Below are 18297 nucleotides of genomic sequence, written 5' to 3'. Positions count from 1 at the left end.
AATCTTTTGTATAATAATATATATTATACTGGCTTTCATTTATACATATAGATTGGGGGAAGGAAGAATGAAAAGAAAAGTAACAATGATTGCTGCAGTTGCATTATCGACTAGTGTATTAGTTGCAGGTTGCGGAAATGGGGAGAAGGCATCTACAACGAAGAAAGAAGCAGGTAAGGGAGCAGCAGAGAAGCAAGTATTAAACTTACTAGAAACAGCAGAAATTCCTTCAATGGATACGTCAAAATCAACAGACTCTGTATCATTCCGTGCCTTTGTAAATGCAATGGAAGGGTTATATCGTTTAGATAAGGATAATAAACCAACTCCAGGTATGGCAAAAGATGTGAAGATTAGTGAGGATAAAAAGACATATACATTTGAATTACGAGACGCAAAGTGGTCTAATGGTGATTCGGTTCGAGCGCAAGATTTTGTATATGCATGGCAACGTGCATTAGATAAAGCTACGGCTGCTGAGTATGCATTTATTTTATTTGATGTAAAAAATGCACAGAAAGTAAATAAAGGAGAATTACCGCTAGATCAATTAGGAGTGAAAGCGAAGGATGATAAAACGTTAGTAGTAGAATTAGAACAGCCAGCACCATATTTCCTTGAGCTTACTTCATTCCCTACATTTTTCCCTTTAAATGAAAAATATGTGAAAGAACAAGGGGATAAATATGCATTAGAAGCAGATAAACTATTATATAATGGACCATTTACGATGAGTGAATGGAAACATGAACGAAGTTATCAGTTAAAGAAAAACCCTAATTATTGGGATAAAGATACTGTGAAGTTAGAAGAAATTAATGTAAATATTGTGAAGGAAACGAGCACGGGAGTAAACTTATATGATAGTGATCAAGCGGACCGTGTTATTTTAAGTTCTGAATTTGTTGATAAGTATAAAAAGAATAAGCCGGATGAATTTAAAACGAAGTTAGATCCACGTATGTATTTCTTACGTTTTAACCAGAAAAATGCAACGTTTAAAAATCAAAAAGTTCGTGAAGCGATTGATCTGGCATACGATAAAAAAGGAATTGCAAATGTTATTTTAAATGACGGATCATTACCAGCATATTTCTTAGTACCTGAGAAATTTACGACAGGACCAGATGGGAAAGATTTCCGTACTGTAAATAAAAATTTCCGTGACAGCAAAGATAATGCTGAAAAAGCAAAAAAATTATGGGAAGAAGCGAAGAAAGAGCTTGGCCAAGATACAATTACAGTAGAATTTCTAAATGATGATAACGGTAGCCGTAAAAAAGTGGGTGACTTTATTAAAGAAGAGTTAGAGAAAAATTTACCTGGTATTAAAGTGAATTTGAAACAACAACCATATAAGCAAAAGCTAGAGTTAGAAAAGAAATTTGAATATGAATTCTCATTATCTGCATGGAGTCCGGACTATCCAGATCCAATGACTTATATTGATATGTTTGTTACTGGAAGCTCATTTAATGAAATGGATTATTCTAATCCGAAGTATGATGATTTAGTAGCGAAATCAAAAGGAGAGCTATTAAAAGATGATAAAGCACGCTGGAATGCCCTTGCAGAAGCTGAAAAAATCTTAATTGGTCAAGATGCTGCCATTTCTCCTACGTACCAACAAAGTACGGCTTACTTAGAGAAGCCATACGTAAAAGGTATTGCGAATCATACGTTTGGTGGGGACTTCAGTTATAAATGGGCATATATTACAAAGAAATAGTATAATAAAAGATGAGTGAATTTTCGCTCATCTTTTATTTGTATAGGAGGAATTAGAGTTGTTAAAGGGAATCAATCATCTTTGTTTTTCAGTGTCTAATTTAGAAAAATCTATTATATTTTACGAAAAAGTACTAGAAGGAGAATTATTAGTTAAAGGGAGAAAACTTGCGTATTTTAATATATGTGGGGTATGGGTAGCACTTAATGAAGAAACACATATTCCGAGAAATGAGATTCATCAATCTTATACGCATATTGCGTTTTCAGTTGAACAGAAAGACTTTGAACGTCTACTGCAACGATTAGAAGAAAACGATGTTCATATTTTACAAGGAAGAGAACGGGATGTAAGGGATTGTAAGTCTATATATTTTGTTGATCCTGACGGCCATAAGTTTGAATTTCATTCAGGGACATTGCAAGACCGACTGAACTATTATAGGGAAGATAAGTCTCATATGACATTTTACTAAGGGGGGAAGAAGTTGTATGCGCTAGTAATTGGTGGAACAGGAATGCTAAAGAGAGTTTCTATGTGGCTTTGTGAGCAAGGATTTCATGTTTCTATTATTGGACGAGATAAAGTGAAATTAGAAAATGTTAAGCGAGAGAGTGCTGCGCCAGAAAGTATCACATGTCTTCCGTTAGATTATCATAATGATGACGATGTAAAGCTAGCTATTAAAAGCACAATTGTGCAGAATGGCCCAATAACATTAGTTGTCGCATGGGTACACGCAAGTGCGAAGGATACGTTGTCATTCATTTGTAGAGAAGTGGATTTGTCGTCTGAAACATACAACGTTTTTCATATTTTAGGTAGTAAAGCGTCGCGTATACCCGCACAAAAAATAGGTGGTACGCAATGTAGCTACCATAGAATAATATTAGGTTTTATATTAGAAGATACATACGGGAGATGGCTTACCCATGAAGAAATATCGGATGGGGTAATAAAAGGAATTGAGAATAAATGTGATGAATGGATTGTAGGACGAGTAGAACCGTGGGAATTGCGGCCAAAATGGTAAGGGGGAATGTGAAATGAAAACAACTGTATATGTAACAAGGCACGGTGAGACGGAATGGAATGTATCGAAACGAATGCAAGGGCGGAAAAATTCTGCTTTAACTGAAAATGGTATGTTACAAGCAAAGCAATTAGGAGACCGAATGAAAGATTTATCTATCCATGCGATCTATAGTAGTCCGAGTGAAAGAACCCTTCATACTGCAGAGTTAATAAAGGGCGATCGTGATATACCGATAATAGCGGATGAGCATTTCTATGAAATTAACATGGGTATATGGGAAGGACAGGCAATCGCTGATATAGAAAGGGAATACCCAGATGAAATACAATTGTTTTGGTATGAGCCACATCTTTTTCAGTCAACATCAGGAGAAAATTTTGAGTCTGTTTATAAAAGGGTAATTGAGGGGATACAGCTTCTTTTAGAAAAGCATAAAGGAGAAAGTATATTAATTGTTTCCCATGCGGCAGCGGCAAAACTACTTGTAGGACATTTTGCGGGTATTGAAATAGAAAATGTGTGGGATGATCCATTTATGCATAGTGCTAGTCTAAGTATAATAGAATTTGAAGAAGATAAAGGTGAAGTGAAGCAATTTGCAGATATAAGTCATTTTCAATGAACGTAAAAAAGGCCGCAAAACGGCCTTTTTTGGTTGGTATAAAAACTAGCAATTACGTTTTTTATACCAGAAGTGATCAAATTTCTTGTTTTTGCAAGATGGGAATTTATGTCCGCCTTTGCAATCATTCCATTTGTGTCCATTATCGTGACAGTCTCTATCATGATCACATGAATCATCGCACGAGTGACCGTCTCTATGCGGGAAGAATTCGCATTTTTTACAGAAACTTCGTTTTGTCCAGAAAAATTTCTTTTCAAAGCGTATGCATTTTGTAACGAAAGTACAATGTTTTCTGCGAGTACGTTTTGTAACTAAAACGCATTCTTTTCTACGAGTCACTTTCGTAACGAATGTCCATTTTTGAACGCGCACACGAGTACATTTTGTAACAAATGTCCATTTTTTTACGTGCGTACATTTTGTAACAAAAGTACAATGTTTCACGCGAGTACATCTTGTTCTTGGACATTTACCCCCAGTTGTACATTTACAACCTGTTGTACATCGATGATGAGAGAATTTATCATCATCGCACTCAAAAGTACTTGGATCTTGGTGTAAGAAATCCTCCATCCCAGCACTTTTGATTTCTTCAACAGCTTTTCTAATATCACGTTTCATAGAAATCCTCCTTATCATGTATTCAGGTGAAAAGGTATTCTTTTTCCTTAACATGATATGAGATATGACGTCTTTCTGAACAAGACAAGAGTGTAATTTTATATAAATGGATGATAGCGGATGTATGGACAAGACAAGGCGCATACATTGAATGAAGAGAACTGAGAAGGGATGATAAAACATGCTACCTTCATATGATTTTTTTATTCATCCAATGTACTTAGTGGAATTAAAAAAAGACATTTGGTCAGACAGTCCAGTGCCAGCAAAATTAACTTATGGAAAAAAGAAGTATGATATTGATATCGTATACCGGGGGGCTCATATTCGTGAGTTTGAGAAAAAGTCTTATCATGTTATGTTTTATAAACCGAAAAAATTTCAAGGTGCGAAAGAAATTCATTTAAATTCTGAGTTTATGGATCCGTCTCTCATACGAAACAAATTATCTTTAGACTTTTTTCATGATATTGGTGTACTTTCACCAAAATCACAACATGTATTTATAAAAATTAATGGTCAAATTCAAGGTGTATATTTACAGTTAGAATCAGTTGATGAAAACTTTTTGAAAAATAGAGGATTACCGGGTGGTTCTATTTATTATGCAATAGATGATGATGCGAATTTTTCTTTAATGAGTGAGAGAGATAAAGATGTTAAGACCGAGCTCTTTGCGGGTTATGAATTTAAATATTCGAATAAAAATAGTGAAGAACAACTGAGTGAATTTGTATTTCAAGCGAACGCTTTGTCGAGGGAAGTTTATGAAAAAGAAATTGGGAAGTTTCTACATGTTGATAAATATTTAAGGTGGTTAGCTGGCGTTATTTTCACACAAAACTTTGATGGTTTCGTTCATAACTATGCACTATATCATAACGATGAAACAAATTTATTTGAAGTGATACCGTGGGATTATGATGCAACTTGGGGGCGAGATGTACAAGGAAGACCACTTAATCATGAGTATATTCGCATTCAAGGCTATAACACGTTAAGTGCAAGATTGTTAGATATACCTGTATTTAGAAAGCAATACCGAAGTATTTTGGAAGAAATACTAGAAGAACAATTTACCGTTTCGTTTATGATGCCGAAAGTTGAAAGTTTGTGTGAATCGATTCGTCCTTATTTACTACAAGATCCATATATGAAAGAAAAATTAGAAACATTTGATCAAGAAGCTGATATGATCGATGGATATATAAATAAAAGAAGAAAGTATATACAAGACCACTTACATGAATTGGATTAATTTTGAAAGAGATTGGAACATTATCAATCTCTTTTTTTGTATAATAAAGATGTATCAACAAAACTGACTTACTATTCACTTAAAAGAGTATGGGGGATGTGGAAACATGACGGTAAAATGGATTGATTGGGTAAAACAAATACAAGCTATAGCCCAAGCGGGTTTAACGTATTCTAAAGATGTGTATGATATAGAGCGTTTCCAACAATTACGGGATATTACGATTTCAATGATGTCACATTATACAAAGACAGATTGGGAAATAATAGAGAAGTTATTTGCAAGTGAGACAGGCTATCAAACACCTAAAGTTGATATAAGAGCAGTCATTTTTCAAAATGAAAAACTATTATTTGTGAAAGAAAAAAGTGATGGGAAATGGGCATTGCCAGGTGGATGGGCCGATATCGGTTATACGCCAACGGAAGTAGCAGCAAAAGAAGTTTTAGAGGAGACGGGTTATGAAGTAGATGATTTTAAGCTATTCGCTATATTTGATAAAGAAAAACATCAACCATCGCCTTCAGCAACACATGTATATAAAATTTTTATTGGCTGTAAGATTGTTGGTGGTGAAAAGAAAATTAGTATTGAAACAGAAGATGTGGAGTTTTTTGGTGAGAATGAATTGCCTAATTTATCGATTGCTAGAAATACAGAAGAGCAAATTAAAGAAATGTTTGCCTACATGAAAGAACCTCAAAAAGAAACATTAATAGATTAATAATGCCTATGCCGATGATATTGTTGAAATAAAGATATTGGCAGAATGCAACCTTTATGTAATAATGGGATGGTATGTGAAGAAAAAAGGAGATAGAAAATAAAATGTTAGCAAGCATAATAGATCAGTTATTGCAATTTTTTGCAAGCCTAGGTTACTTTGGAGTAGCGCTAGCTTTAATGATTGAAATTATCCCGAGTGAAATTGTACTTTCGTATGCTGGATTTTTAGTAGCGGATGGAAAAATTAGTTTTGTCGGTGCAGTTATCGCCGGAACTATTGGTGGTACTTTAGCCCAAATCTTTTTATACTGGCTTGGATATTACGGAGGGCGTCCGGTTGTAGAGAAATATGGGAAATATCTACTTATTAATAAACACCATTTAGACATAGCGGAAGGTTGGTTTAAGCGTTACGGAGCAGGAGTAATCTTTTCTGCACGCTTTATCCCAGTAGTACGACATGCAATCTCTATTCCAGCAGGATTAGCTAAAATGCCATTAAAACTATTTACACTGTATACTGTGGTTGCGATTATTCCATGGTCAATACTATTTATCTACTTAGGTGAAAAGCTTGGTGGAAATTGGCGACACATTAAAGAGTATGCATCTGATTACACACATTACATAATTATAGGAGCTGTTCTCTTTGGTGCTCTATACTTCGGTTTAAAGTATTTCAAAAAGAAAAAAGCAGCGCGTTAAAGTCAATGATTTTTCATTGGCTTTTTTTATTTGTTTCGGTTCTAAAAAAAAGGAGTTGTCCATAATGTGTAATAATAAAGCGTAGCGGAGGAATGTGATGAAAGGGTCACCGTTTATACGTGGAACGATATTTTTAACGATGGCAACGATGATATCTAAAATGTTAGGATTTATATATGTTATACCATTTACAGCAATGGTCGGTACGAGTGGGTACGTTTTATACACGTATGCTTATCGCCCATATACGATTATGCTCAGCATTGCGACGATGGGACTACCACTTGCCGTTTCAAAAATGGTATCAAAATATGATCAACTGAATGATTATCATACGGTTAAGAGAGTACTTAAGAGTGGTATCTTTTTTATGTTAATAATGGGAGTCATCTCATGTTTTGCGCTATATATATTAGCTCCACATTTAGCTAAACTTGTAATCGATGGAAATGATCAAACTGGGAATAGCATAACAGCTGTCACTAATAATATTCAAATTGTAAGTTTTGCGTTAATACTTGTACCAGTAATGAGTTTATTAAGGGGCTTCTTTCAAGGATTTCAATCGATGGGGCCTTCTGCTTTAAGTGTAGTTGTCGAGCAATTTTTTCGGGTCTTAACCATATTAATAGGAAGTTTTGTCGTTTTATATATTTTAAAAGCTTCTATCTCGCTAGCTGTTGGTATTTCAACGTTCGGTGCTTTTATGGGAGCGATAGGTGGATTAACAGTTTTAAGTGCGTATTACATAAGGAGGAGAAAGCACTTAAAGAAAAAAGAGATGGCAAGTATACCGCAAACAACGAAATCTTTCTTCTCGCTGTATAAGGAGCTCTTTACATATTCAATACCGTTTGTTGTGGTTGGTTTAGCAATTCCGTTGTATCAGACGATTGATACATTTACAATTAATAAACTACTTATACAAATAGGGTATATGCAAGGAGAAGCGGAGAAGATTAATGCAATAATTGGTCTTGTCCAGATGGTTGTACTTATTCCGGTTTCCGTTGCGACTGCTTTTAGTATGTCTCTCGTACCTGAGATGACAAAAGCCTATACAGCAGGGAATGTGAAGTTACTGTACAAACATTTTACGAGGACGAATGTATTAGTAGTAGGTATTACGGTACCAGCGGCAATTGGAATGATGTTGTTAGCAAAACCAGTATATACTCTTTTATTTGGTACCGGAAATGATCCGGAGATGGGGAGAGTTATTTTACAGTATTATGCTCCTGCCTGTATACTATTTTCGCTTTTTACAGTTACAGCTGCGATGTTACAAGGAATTAATCAACAACAGAAAACAGTGCTAGGATTAGTAATTGGTATTATTGTGAAGATAGTTTTAAATATCGTATTGCTTCCTTATTTCGATTATGTAAGTTTTATTATTTCAACATACGCTGGTTATACGATTTCAGTTGGCTTTAACTTGTGGATGCTTTCTAAATATGTTATAAAGGCAACATAAGCTTTTTAAGGCAGAGAGCACTCTGTCTTTTTCTTTGTTTAGAATATTTTTCTTATAAAAACGTTTTCAAAATAATTTTTCTATTGAAATTTAAACGTATGTTTCATATGCTGAGAATGGCGGTTCAAAAACTGTTATGTAAGAGAGGTAGATTCCTACATGTAAAAAGAATCGGGGTGATAGTATGTTAAATATTTATTTAACAGACCGAAACGGAAAACTACAAGAGGTTGAGGAAATGCAAAAGGGTTGCTGGATTAATGTACTTCATCCAACGGAAGAAGAAATTCAATATCTAGTACAAACTTTAAATGTAGACTTAGATTTCATTAAAGACCCTTTAGATGATGAAGAACGCTCTCGTATTGAAAAGGAAGACAATAATACTTTAATAATCGTGGATATTCCAACAGTTAGACATGATGAAGAAGGAAATTCGATTTATGACACGATTCCAATAGGTATGATTGTAATGCCAGATTGCTTTGTGACAATTTGTTTAGAAGAAAACCCAATTTTTGAACGCTTTATTAATCAACGTATTAAAGAATTTTATACGTTTAAAAAGACACGCTTTGCACTTCAGCTCTTATATACGATTTCTACTTATTATTTAAGATACTTAAAGCAAATTAACAGAAAAACAATCGATTTAGAGCATCAATTAAATAAGTCGATGAAAAATAAAGAGATTTTCACATTGCTAGGCCTTGAAAAAAGTTTAGTTTACTTTACAACATCATTAAAGGCGAATAAAATTGTAATTCAAAAATTAATGCGTAACAGTACATTTTTAAAAATGTATGAAGACGATCAAGATTTATTAGAAGATGTATTAATTGAAAATAAACAGGCTATTGAAATGGCGGAAATATATAGTCACATTTTAAGTGGAATGATGAATACTTTTAGCTCCGTTATATCAAATAATTTAAATAGTGTTATGAAACTGTTAACGTCTATTACAATCATTTTATCGTTACCAACGATGGTTTCTAGTTTCTTTGGAATGAACGTAAAGGTTCCGTTTGAAGGGGAAGCACATGGTTTTGTAATTGTACTCATAATATGTGTAACACTATCTTTCACATTAGCATTTGTTTTTTGGAAGAAACGTTACTTTTAACGAGAAAAAAGCTGCTCTAGCATAGTTGTGTAACTGCGCTAGAGCAGCTTTTTTGCTATGAAATCCCAAATTTTGAATAGAATATAACTTATAAAATGTAATGTATATGAAAGGGGTGAATTCCGTATAAGTCTTGTCCAATTCATAAAATGAGGTTAAAATTACATATTGTTAATGAAAAGTTGGAGGAAATACATCATGGAATTGTTTCAATTACCGAAAGCATTCCTGCAAATGAATACAATTTTTATCTCCATATTGATCGAAGCACTTCCTTTTGTGCTCATTGGTGTATTTATTTCAGGATTCATTCAAATGTTTGTAACAGAAGATATGGTAGCAAAATGGATGCCGAAAAACCGTTTTCTGTCTGTTTTAATGGCTACTTTTTTAGGTATGATGTTTCCAGGTTGTGAATGTGGAATCGTTCCGATTGTAAGACGGTTAATCGGAAAAGGGGTTCCGCCATATGCCGGGATTGCATTTATGTTAACTGGGCCAATTATTAATCCGGTCGTATTATTTGCAACATACGTTGCCTTTGGAAGTAGTATGCACATGGTATGGTATCGTTCTATTGTAGCGATTATCGTAGCAATTATCGTTGGAATTATATTATCATTTATGTTTAAAGAACATCAATTACGAGATGATCACTTCCCAGAAGTGAATCATAAGCGTCCATTACGTAAAAAAATGTGGGATGTATGTACGCATGCTGTTGAGGAATTTTTCTCGATGGGAAAATATTTAGTATTAGGTGCGTTAATTGCAGCGGCAGTTCAAACGTTCGTACAAACTTCAACACTTCTTGCTATAGGACAAGGGCCGTTCTCTTCACCAGCTGTTATGATGGGACTAGCTTACATATTATCACTTTGTTCAGAAGCGGATGCGTTTATTGCTTCGTCATTCCAAAGTACATTTTCAACAGCGTCACTTGTCGCGTTCCTCGTATATGGACCGATGGTGGATATTAAAAATATGTTTATGATGCTTGCAACGTTTAAAACGAAATTTGTAATTGTCGTTACAGTTACAGTTACACTTGTTGTTTATGCAAGCTCACTACTCATTTATGCGATGGGGTGGTAGGTTATGTTTCGAGCGTATATATTATTAGGTTTTACAATCTTAATCGCGCAGCTTCATATTTCCGGTAATATTACGAAGTATATCAATATGAAGTATGCTTATTTATCAACAACAGCAGCTATTATTTTAGGTTTTTTAACGGTCGTTCAAATTATTATCGTATTCCAAAAAGAACATCAGAAAGAACAAGAAAAACAAGATTGTAGTTGTGATCATAGCCATTGCGGGCATGATCATTCAAAAGATGAGAATACATGGTGGAAAAAAGCATTTTCGTACTCATTGTTTTGTTTTCCAATTGTCTCAGGATTATTTTTCCCAATTGCGACATTAGATTCAGATATTGTTAAGGCGAAAGGATTTCATTTTCCTGTTGCGCAAGCAGAAAGTACAGATCCATTTATGACAAGGCAATTTCTAAGACCTGATACGAGCATTTATTACGGGAAAGAAGGATACCGTGGTGTAATGGAAAAGGGGAAAAAAGAGTTTGTTACGAAAGATAGTATTACTTTAAAAGATGAAGATTTTCTAAAAGGGATGGAAACAATTTATAATTATCCTGGCGAGTTTACTGGGAAAAAATTATCTTTTAAAGGGTTTGTTTTCAAAGATGACTCTTCTCAAAAAGAACAATATTTCTTATTCCGTTTCGGGATTATACATTGTGTAGCGGATTCTGGTGTATATGGTATGTTAGTGAAAAAACCAGAAGGTATAGAATGGAAAAATGATGATTGGATTCAAGTTGAAGGAGAAATATCAACGGAATTTTATCAGCCATTCCATGCGAATATCCCTGTATTAGAAGTAACGAAATGGAATAAGGTTGAACCGCCAAAAGAACAATATGTATTTAGAGGAGCCGATTGATAACATCGGTTCTTTTTTGTGGACTAAAAGTTCTGAATGTTGTTAATATTAAACGTGTAGTGATAATAAGCTCATACGGTTCTAGTGTTAATGGAAAATGAAACTCTTGCCAAACTTCTTTGCTCCAGCCGAATTTTGTGGTGGGAGTCTTAATGTCTGCAAATAGCGGGTTAAATAATCAAAGAGGTGATAACAATGACTGAAGTAAAAGGGAAAACAGCTAATGAGTCTAGAGTGTTTAAAACGAGCCGAGTATTTCCAACAGATTTAAACGATCATAATACGCTATTTGGTGGGAAGATATTAGCCGAGATGGATATGGTTGCTTCTATTTCGGCAACAAGGCACGCAAGAAAAGAATGTGTCACAGCATCTATGGATTGGGTAGATTTCTTACATCCTGTTCGCTCTTCAGATTGTGTTAGTTATGAATCTTTTGTAATTTGGACGGGTAGAACTTCTATGGAAGTATTTGTGAAGGTAGTAGCAGAAGATTTAATTTCAGGTGAGAAACGTATAGCAGCAACGTCATTTGTTACTTTTGTTGCACTTAGTAAGGATAATAATCCAGTTCCAGTTCCTCGAGTAATCCCTGAAACAGAAGAAGAGAAAGAATTACATCGCATTGCTGTGTTGCGTGCAGAACAACGCCATATACGTAAGGCGGAGAGTAAGAAAGTAGCCACATTACTAACTTTTTGAGTTGAATATGTAGTCGTTAAAGATATTATAACGGACTGAAATGTTTTTCATATGAAAAGCGGACACCTAAAAATAGGTGTCCGCTTTTATAGTTTTTTCATCCACATATCATATGACGATAACTACTTAGCAGAAGCAAGCAGCACCGACGATGATTAAGAGGATAAATAATACGACTAATAGCGCGAATCCATTACCATGTGCGAAGCCCATTGTTATTTCCTCCTTTTATTTTAAGATACAACATACAATATGCAAATGAGCTATCGTTTGATATGGACATATATCATGTAATGACATATTTTCTTGAATGATAATGTATTAAAAAAGGGAAGATATAGAAATAACAGTAAGTGGAGAAAGGAAAATATCCATGAAACACTTTTTCGCTGTACTCCTTTTTTTAGTAGGTGTATTCATTTGGATGAACATCGATGTGGAAATGGGGAAAAAAATGGCTAGTGAATATGAATTAGGACAAGTTCGATTAGGTGAATTTCAACTATATACGAACGGTGAAGAGTTATATAAGAAATTATTTGAGGATATACGTAATGCAGAAAAGTACGTATATATCCATTTTTATATTGTAGGTAAAGATGAAATAAGCAAAGAGTTTTTGCAGTTACTTGAGAAAAAGGCAACGAGCGGAGTAGAAGTGAAATTGTCAGTCGATCGAATAGGCGGATATAAGCTGAAGAAAAAGATAATTCATCAACTAAAAAGCAATGGTGTCCAGTTTACCTTTAGTAAAAAACCTAAATTGAAACATTTATTCTATTCGTTGCACCAACGGAACCATAGACGCATCGTTACGATAGATGGAAAAGTATCATACGTTGGCGGCTTTAACATTGGAAAGGAGTACCTTGGACAAAATCCGAAATTTGGTCCGTGGCGTGATTATCATGTACGAGTCAAGGGGAATGGTGCCACGGATATGGAAAGAAAATTTGCAACTGACTGGGAAGAAGATACAGGAGAAAAAACGCCTATACATGAAAGTTTACCTGCAATTGGGAATGTGAAATATCAATATTTATTTTCAGATGGAAAAGGTTTATGGGAAAAATATGGAGCACTTTTAAAGCAGGCTAAAACGTCTTTAATTATTGCAACGCCATATTTTGTACCAAGTAAAGAAATGATGAAAGAGTTAAAAGATGCATTAAACCGCGGTGTCAATGTGAAAATTCTCGTACCATTTAAAAGTGATGCAGTATTGTTAAAACAAGCTGCCTATCCGTATTTGAAAGACATGTTACATGCTGGAGCGGAGATTTATCAATATCAGAATGGTTTTTTTCACGGGAAAGTAACAATCATTGATGGAGAAATTGTTGATATTGGTACCGCAAACTTTGATAATAGAAGTTTTTATTTAAATACGGAGTCTAATTGTATTATCTATGATAAGGGAGTAACAGCGGACGTATGGAACCGATTAAAAGAAGACTTTCATAAATCAAAAAAATTTTCGGAAGAAGATTTTGAGAAAATTAGTAAATGGGATTGGTTTTTAGCAAGAATAGCAAATGTTATAGCATCATATTTATAGCATATAGACAAAAGAGAAGGGAGGCACTTTCATGGATTGTATGAAAGAATTAATGAGATATAGTTATATGCTTATATATAAGGTTGGGGAGTATACAGGAAAGGTAAGAGATGAAGAATTAAAGGAACTATTGCAGCATCATTTACCATATATGTTGCAAGCATATAATGAACAAGTGAATTTTCAAGAAGGAGAGAATGTACAGCATATAACTTGTGAACCAATCTCATTTCATTTTCATGAAATGGAAAAGGAAACTGATAGTAAATATGCAGGGGATATCCATATTGCAACTTGTTATATTTCGCATTTAAAACGGTTAGCACTAAAGTTCGCTCAAGTGGCAGTTGAAGTTGCGAATCCAGAATTCCGCTCGTTTTTAGAAAATTGCTTCCTGAAAATGAATCGTTATGCCTATAGTGTATGGCAATATGTTGTGAAGAAAGAGTATAAGATTAAACATGTATATGAAAATGAGAAGTTTGCATAAGAAACTAAGGCGGAAAGATAGGCGCCTTAGTTTTTTTACTTTTCATGGAGAAAAAAGACTAGGTGTACATATTTATTATCAGAAAATTTACAAATATTTACCGTTTATTTACTATTTTTCAATCTTTCCTTTAAAAATAGAGAGTAATATGGGGGTTGTACATATTCTATCTAAAGGAGGAAACGCAAATGAACAAATGGGTTAAATCATTAACTGCTATGGCACTTGCAAGTTCTTTATTAATGGTAGGTTGTAGTAAAGGTGAGGACAAGAAGAAAGAAGACGATACAACAACACAACAAGAGGACAAAAAGGATAAAGAAACAAGTGGAACTGAGAAGTCTACAGATTCTAAAGAAAAGAAATAAAGTGAAACTTTAATCAGTGGGGCATCCCCCACTGATTATTAGTTGAACCAATCGGGCTTTTACGGGCAGTTGATCCCCATCTAACTTCTTTGTTTTTACTGAATTTTGAGGTGGGGTCTTACTGCCCGTTAAAGCGGGGTAAAATAATAATAAAGCTTCCTCCTATATATGAGGAAGCTTTTTTGTTGAAAATTGATTAAAATTATTGAAAAATAGAGAAAGAATGAAAAAGGGGGAAAACAAATGAAAGTATGTATATTGGGAGCAACTGGTCGAGTAGGTTCAAATATAATAAAATTAGCATTAAAGGATGCAGCTGAAGTGACTGCATTAGCGCGTGATTTAAATAGAATAGAAATAAATCATGAAAGGTTACGAGTTATAGAAGGTAATGTATGGAATGAAAATGATATAAAGAAAGTGATAGAAGGAAGCGATATAGTAATTAGTGCACTTGGAACGGATCAAAATGGGACATTGGCGAAGAGTATGCCACTTATTATAAAGAAAATGGAAGAAGTAGGGGTTGATAAGATCATTACAATAGGAACAGCTGGTATTTTACAAGCAAGAACAAATCTAAATTTATATCGTTTTCAATCAGCTGAATCAAAAAGGAAAATGACAACAGCAGCAGAAGATCATTTAGCTGCATATAAGATACTTAGTAGTAGTAATTTATGTTGGACGGTCGTTTGTCCGACGCATTTAATAGACGGTGATGTGACAGGAGTGTATCGAACTGAAAAAGATGTATTACCAGAAGGGGGAGCGAAAATAACAGTTGGTGATACAGCGCAATTTACGTGGAATCTGTGTAGTGAAAACAAATATGAGAATAGTCGAGTAGGTATTTCATATTAAAAAAACCATCCCGAAATTGGGATGGTTAAAAGATGATATAACATACAAATATGAGAATCATAATGATTTGGAGAATAGCTTTCGCTACTGTACTGCTTAAAAAACCAACTACAGTAGCAACTCCTACTAGAAAGGCGTCTTTTGGCGCTTTTTTATGCATTAGTTCTGTAATAAATACCGATAAGAACGGTATGATAATTAAACCGAATGGTGGGAAGAAGAAAGATCCGACAATGATAGAAATCATACCGACACGCTCTCCCCATTTAGAACTCCCGTATTTCTTTAAGAAATATCCATTTGCAATAAAATCAGCAATGAAAATAAATAGTGTGAAAATGACTTGAATAATCCAAAAGGAAGTTGTTAGTTCTCCGCCATTTATACCAAAATGGTAAATTAAATATCCAGCCCAGACAGCAAGGATGCCTGGAATGATAGGATAAATAAAGGCGAGAAATGAAACAATGAAACAGGCAATGATACAGATTGTTAATAATACTGTCACTTTATAACTCCTTCTTCGTGTCTAATTTATGTACCGCAATTTTTTTCACTTGATGTCCATCAAGTTCTAGTGCTTTAAATTGAAAACCGGCAAATTCAATGGAATAACCAGCTTCAATATTTAAATCAACTGCTTGAGAGAGGAGCCAGCCTCCAATTGTATCTAAATCGCTATCATCAATATGCAGGCCAAACATATCATTTACTTCAGAAATGAGCACCTTCCCATCTAAAACAGTAAGCTTCGGCGTACGTTTTTCAATCATAGGTGATTCATCCGCATCAAACTCATCTTGAATTTCTCCAATGATTTCTTCAAGAATATCTTCCATTGTTAAAAGTCCAGCAGTACCACCATATTCATCCATAACGATTGCCATCTGAACGCGATTCTTTTGTAGATGTACTAATGTTTTGCGAATTGGAACAGTTTCAAATACAGTTAGTACTGGATGTATGTAAGATTCAAGTGGTTTATGAATGTTTTTCGTTTGATCGTGAAATATTTCTTTCGTATTGATCATACCGATAATATCATCTTTATCTTTTTCGATGATCGGATAGCGTGTATACTTTTCAGTTGCGACGATATCCATATTCTCTTCTAACGTATTTTCAGTAGATAAGCAAATCATTTCTGTACGAGGGACCATAATTTCTTTCGCGACCCGGTCGTCAAATTCAAAAATATTATTTACATATTTATATTCGGTTTGGTTTATTTCGCCGCTTTTGAAACTTTCACCTAAAATGAGTCGTAGTTCCTCTTCAGAATGGGCAAGTTCATTTTCTTTCGCAGGCTCTAAACCGAGTAGTTTTGTGAAAAAGATTGCCGTACTATTAAGTAGCCAAATGAATGGATACATAATTTTATCAAATAAAATAAGTGGTCGTGCAAACTTAAGTGTGATTGCTTCTGCTTTTTGAATGGCGAAAGACTTTGGAACTAATTCACCTAATACAACATGGAAAAATGTAATAACACTAAAAGCAATAATAAAGGATAAAGTATTCGCCATTGTTCCAGTAATATTAATCTTTTCAAAGAGCGGTCGTAGTAAATGTTCCACAGTCGGTTCACCGAGCCAACCAAGCCCTAAAGAAGTAATCGTAATCCCGAGCTGACAAGCTGATAAATAAACATCTAAATTAGATAGGACACTTCTTGCAGCTAAAGCTTGTTTATTGCCTTCATTTGCAAGTTGGTCAATACGACTTTTTCGTACTTTTACAACAGCGAATTCTGATGCAACGAAAAAGCCGGAAATAAGGATGAGTACAAAGATGAGAAAAATATTTAATATGTCCAAGTGTGTTCTCTATTCCGTAGTTTGGAATAAAGATGTCACCTCCTGCGATTATGTTATACTTTTATAATAAATCCAAACGAAAAGAATAGTCAAAGAAAAAGGGTAAATATTGGTATGTTTCTGCAATTGTTTTTGAATTTGCTGTTATTTTGTCCGCTATACAAAAGGAATAACCCCCTACTTTCAGATTATAGAGGGTTATTTCAAATTAAGGTTTTGGAATACTTCTCGTTAAAGCATATGATTGTTGTTTAACGTGATTTGTCGTCCATAGTGTTTGAAGGAAAGAGAGTATGCAATATGGGATATACAAAAGTAATAAGCTAATTGTAACAATAACAGGTGCATTTCCGCCGAATTGAACGATAAATTGCAATAGTCCGCTTGCATGAAAAACGCATTCCATAATAACGAATGAAAGAATAATGGAACCTAGAATAGATTTGTGATTCGAAGTAAGCGCTAAAAACAATGTATCTACAAGGAAAGAAGATTGTTTTATTTCATATTCATTTGTGTTACTTAAGAAAGGAATCCACTTTTTTATTGCTTGCATAATGATAATCATGGAAGTACTACAAACGATGATAAAAGATGAGTAGTAAGGAAGCTTTATCAATTTTGTGATGTATAGGAGTAGTAATAAGACTGAGCATTGTAATAATACAGTACAAAAAGAGTACGGTATCCATTTTAATAAAGAAGTGAACTTCTTAACCGATTGAGGTGCTTTAAAAAATAAATGGCCAATCCCTAAGCTGATAAAGAATCCGATTGCAAGAGTAAAGGTAAAACGAACAATCGATAAAAAATATATTTCCCATATGTAAGGGAATAACGGTGTTGAATGATTAGAAGTGTTAACCATTTGATTTGCTGAGAAAAAGATAGATTCGTGCATCCAATCAATCTTTGGAATTGTCATAGAAGAAAGTTGTGCGAAGTTATGAAAAATACTTATAAAGCCAGTTATGTATGAGTATTTATGTGTAATGAATAATGCAGGAATAGGACTAATGATAAATATAATGAGAACACCAACGATAAATTTACATATATGTGAGCGCAATAAAGACATGTAATCACCTACTCTTAGAATATTCAGAAAATTCTTATTCTTATTTTAGCTTTTTTTGGCGTAAGTTACAATATATTTTTCTTAAAGAAATTTAGTATTGTAGGGGATATAAGTGAATGAAACGTGAATAAATTATGACAAGAAAATGA

General features: G+C 34.2%; 21 protein-coding genes. 16 read left to right on the top strand and 5 right to left on the bottom strand.

Features of this window, described 5'->3' with window-relative positions:
• Positions 1 to 67: 67 nt before the first annotated feature.
• The 4 genes from JDS82_RS11585 to JDS82_RS11570 are packed head-to-tail and all read left to right on the top strand — an operon-like array spanning position 68 to position 3387.
• The gene (locus tag JDS82_RS11585) at positions 68 to 1729 is read left to right on the top strand and encodes a peptide ABC transporter substrate-binding protein (protein WP_048559683.1); all 1662 of its coding nucleotides are present in this window, start codon (positions 68 to 70) and stop codon (positions 1727 to 1729) included.
• Positions 1730 to 1787: 58 nt separating this feature from the next.
• Positions 1788 to 2204, top strand: a complete 417-nt coding sequence (fosB, locus tag JDS82_RS11580) for a FosBx1 family fosfomycin resistance bacillithiol transferase (RefSeq protein WP_000911696.1) — start codon at positions 1788 to 1790, stop codon at positions 2202 to 2204.
• Between the two features lie 12 nt (positions 2205 to 2216).
• Positions 2217 to 2762, top strand: a complete 546-nt coding sequence (locus tag JDS82_RS11575; protein ID WP_199713284.1) for a short-chain dehydrogenase — start codon at positions 2217 to 2219, stop codon at positions 2760 to 2762.
• Between the two features lie 13 nt (positions 2763 to 2775).
• Complete coding sequence (locus JDS82_RS11570) at positions 2776 to 3387, top strand: phosphoserine phosphatase 1 (protein ID WP_097815368.1); 612 nt, start codon at positions 2776 to 2778, stop codon at positions 3385 to 3387.
• 45 nt (positions 3388 to 3432) lie between these two features.
• On the opposite strand, the gene exsB is transcribed toward JDS82_RS11570, so the two are convergent.
• Entirely contained in the window at positions 3433 to 4011 is a 579-nt protein-coding gene (exsB, locus tag JDS82_RS11565; protein WP_048559687.1) for an exosporium protein ExsB, read from the bottom strand.
• 181 nt (positions 4012 to 4192) lie between these two features.
• On the opposite strand from exsB, the gene cotH reads away from it, so the two are divergent.
• The 8 genes from cotH to JDS82_RS11525 all read left to right on the top strand — a co-directional run bounded on the left by cotH (position 4193) and on the right by JDS82_RS11525 (position 11973).
• Positions 4193 to 5269 (top strand): spore coat protein CotH, encoded by a 1077-nt coding sequence (cotH, locus tag JDS82_RS11560; protein WP_199713283.1) that lies wholly within the window; start codon positions 4193 to 4195, stop codon positions 5267 to 5269.
• A gap of 106 nt (positions 5270 to 5375) precedes the next feature.
• On the top strand, positions 5376 to 5993 hold the full coding sequence (locus JDS82_RS11555; protein ID WP_048559689.1) for an NUDIX hydrolase N-terminal domain-containing protein: 618 nt from the start codon (positions 5376 to 5378) through the stop codon (positions 5991 to 5993).
• A 104-nt stretch (positions 5994 to 6097) separates the two neighbouring features.
• Positions 6098 to 6700, top strand: coding sequence for an undecaprenyl phosphate transporter UptA (uptA, locus tag JDS82_RS11550; protein ID WP_048559690.1), 603 nt, complete (start codon positions 6098 to 6100; stop codon positions 6698 to 6700).
• A 97-nt stretch (positions 6701 to 6797) separates the two neighbouring features.
• Positions 6798 to 8177 (top strand): putative polysaccharide biosynthesis protein, encoded by a 1380-nt coding sequence (locus tag JDS82_RS11545; RefSeq protein ID WP_199713282.1) that lies wholly within the window; start codon positions 6798 to 6800, stop codon positions 8175 to 8177.
• 184 nt (positions 8178 to 8361) lie between these two features.
• Positions 8362 to 9303: a magnesium transporter CorA family protein gene (locus tag JDS82_RS11540; protein WP_000932392.1), complete on the top strand. Its 942-nt coding sequence runs from the start codon at positions 8362 to 8364 to the stop codon at positions 9301 to 9303.
• Positions 9304 to 9501: 198 nt separating this feature from the next.
• Positions 9502 to 10398, top strand: coding sequence for a permease (locus JDS82_RS11535; protein ID WP_000418724.1), 897 nt, complete (start codon positions 9502 to 9504; stop codon positions 10396 to 10398).
• Positions 10399 to 10401: 3 nt separating this feature from the next.
• Complete coding sequence (locus tag JDS82_RS11530; protein ID WP_197229756.1) at positions 10402 to 11271, top strand: TIGR03943 family putative permease subunit; 870 nt, start codon at positions 10402 to 10404, stop codon at positions 11269 to 11271.
• A gap of 195 nt (positions 11272 to 11466) precedes the next feature.
• Positions 11467 to 11973: an acyl-CoA thioesterase gene (locus JDS82_RS11525; protein ID WP_000141166.1), complete on the top strand. Its 507-nt coding sequence runs from the start codon at positions 11467 to 11469 to the stop codon at positions 11971 to 11973.
• A 126-nt stretch (positions 11974 to 12099) separates the two neighbouring features.
• Here JDS82_RS11525 and JDS82_RS11520 read toward each other — a convergent pair whose 3' ends face one another.
• Positions 12100 to 12186, bottom strand: a complete 87-nt coding sequence (locus JDS82_RS11520; RefSeq protein WP_000505094.1) for a YjcZ family sporulation protein — start codon at positions 12184 to 12186, stop codon at positions 12100 to 12102.
• A gap of 160 nt (positions 12187 to 12346) precedes the next feature.
• On the opposite strand from JDS82_RS11520, the gene cls reads away from it, so the two are divergent.
• The 4 genes from cls to JDS82_RS11500 all read left to right on the top strand — a co-directional run bounded on the left by cls (position 12347) and on the right by JDS82_RS11500 (position 15253).
• Complete coding sequence (gene cls / locus JDS82_RS11515; protein ID WP_137050790.1) at positions 12347 to 13531, top strand: cardiolipin synthase; 1185 nt, start codon at positions 12347 to 12349, stop codon at positions 13529 to 13531.
• Between the two features lie 31 nt (positions 13532 to 13562).
• A complete protein-coding gene (locus JDS82_RS11510; RefSeq protein WP_048559695.1) occupies positions 13563 to 14021 on the top strand; it encodes a spore coat protein in 459 nt (152 codons plus the stop codon).
• Between the two features lie 188 nt (positions 14022 to 14209).
• Positions 14210 to 14389, top strand: coding sequence for a hypothetical protein (locus JDS82_RS11505; protein WP_001045960.1), 180 nt, complete (start codon positions 14210 to 14212; stop codon positions 14387 to 14389).
• Between the two features lie 243 nt (positions 14390 to 14632).
• Positions 14633 to 15253: an NAD(P)-dependent oxidoreductase gene (locus JDS82_RS11500; RefSeq protein WP_199713280.1), complete on the top strand. Its 621-nt coding sequence runs from the start codon at positions 14633 to 14635 to the stop codon at positions 15251 to 15253.
• Between the two features lie 25 nt (positions 15254 to 15278).
• On the opposite strand, the gene JDS82_RS11495 is transcribed toward JDS82_RS11500, so the two are convergent.
• From JDS82_RS11495 to JDS82_RS11485, 3 genes are all read right to left on the bottom strand, one after another.
• Complete coding sequence (locus JDS82_RS11495) at positions 15279 to 15761, bottom strand: DUF456 domain-containing protein (RefSeq protein ID WP_000217333.1); 483 nt, start codon at positions 15759 to 15761, stop codon at positions 15279 to 15281.
• A gap of 1 nt (position 15762) precedes the next feature.
• The gene (locus tag JDS82_RS11490) at positions 15763 to 17070 is read right to left on the bottom strand and encodes a hemolysin family protein (RefSeq protein WP_000353741.1); all 1308 of its coding nucleotides are present in this window, start codon (positions 17068 to 17070) and stop codon (positions 15763 to 15765) included.
• A 208-nt stretch (positions 17071 to 17278) separates the two neighbouring features.
• Entirely contained in the window at positions 17279 to 18148 is an 870-nt protein-coding gene (locus JDS82_RS11485) for a hypothetical protein (protein WP_199713278.1), read from the bottom strand.
• Positions 18149 to 18297 lie beyond the last annotated feature (149 nt).

It is taken from the genome of Bacillus cereus group sp. N14 (genome assembly GCF_016483555.1).
Classification (GTDB): domain Bacteria; phylum Bacillota; class Bacilli; order Bacillales; family Bacillaceae_G; genus Bacillus_A; species Bacillus_A wiedmannii.
The sequence above is the reverse complement of the archived record's forward strand: the minus strand, read 5'-3'. Positions and strand labels throughout refer to the sequence as shown.

Bases quoted from the DNA above. Each gene is read 5' to 3' on its own strand.
- JDS82_RS11585 (WP_048559683.1), top strand. From the start codon at position 68: ATGAAAAGAAAAGTAACAATGATTGCTGCAGTTGCATTATCGACTAGT.
- JDS82_RS11570 (WP_097815368.1), top strand. From the start codon at position 2,776: ATGAAAACAACTGTATATGTAACAAGGCACGGTGAGACGGAATGGAAT.
- exsB (WP_048559687.1), bottom strand. From the start codon at position 4,011: ATGAAACGTGATATTAGAAAAGCTGTTGAAGAAATCAAAAGTGCTGGG.
- cotH (WP_199713283.1), top strand. From the start codon at position 4,193: ATGCTACCTTCATATGATTTTTTTATTCATCCAATGTACTTAGTGGAA.
- JDS82_RS11555 (WP_048559689.1), top strand. From the start codon at position 5,376: ATGACGGTAAAATGGATTGATTGGGTAAAACAAATACAAGCTATAGCC.
- uptA (WP_048559690.1), top strand. From the start codon at position 6,098: ATGTTAGCAAGCATAATAGATCAGTTATTGCAATTTTTTGCAAGCCTA.
- JDS82_RS11545 (WP_199713282.1), top strand. From the start codon at position 6,798: ATGAAAGGGTCACCGTTTATACGTGGAACGATATTTTTAACGATGGCA.
- JDS82_RS11540 (WP_000932392.1), top strand. From the start codon at position 8,362: ATGTTAAATATTTATTTAACAGACCGAAACGGAAAACTACAAGAGGTT.
- JDS82_RS11535 (WP_000418724.1), top strand. From the start codon at position 9,502: ATGGAATTGTTTCAATTACCGAAAGCATTCCTGCAAATGAATACAATT.
- JDS82_RS11530 (WP_197229756.1), top strand. From the start codon at position 10,402: ATGTTTCGAGCGTATATATTATTAGGTTTTACAATCTTAATCGCGCAG.
- JDS82_RS11525 (WP_000141166.1), top strand. From the start codon at position 11,467: ATGACTGAAGTAAAAGGGAAAACAGCTAATGAGTCTAGAGTGTTTAAA.
- JDS82_RS11520 (WP_000505094.1), bottom strand. From the start codon at position 12,186: ATGGGCTTCGCACATGGTAATGGATTCGCGCTATTAGTCGTATTATTT.
- cls (WP_137050790.1), top strand. From the start codon at position 12,347: ATGAAACACTTTTTCGCTGTACTCCTTTTTTTAGTAGGTGTATTCATT.
- JDS82_RS11510 (WP_048559695.1), top strand. From the start codon at position 13,563: ATGGATTGTATGAAAGAATTAATGAGATATAGTTATATGCTTATATAT.
- JDS82_RS11505 (WP_001045960.1), top strand. From the start codon at position 14,210: ATGAACAAATGGGTTAAATCATTAACTGCTATGGCACTTGCAAGTTCT.
- JDS82_RS11500 (WP_199713280.1), top strand. From the start codon at position 14,633: ATGAAAGTATGTATATTGGGAGCAACTGGTCGAGTAGGTTCAAATATA.
- JDS82_RS11485 (WP_199713278.1), bottom strand. From the start codon at position 18,148: ATGTCTTTATTGCGCTCACATATATGTAAATTTATCGTTGGTGTTCTC.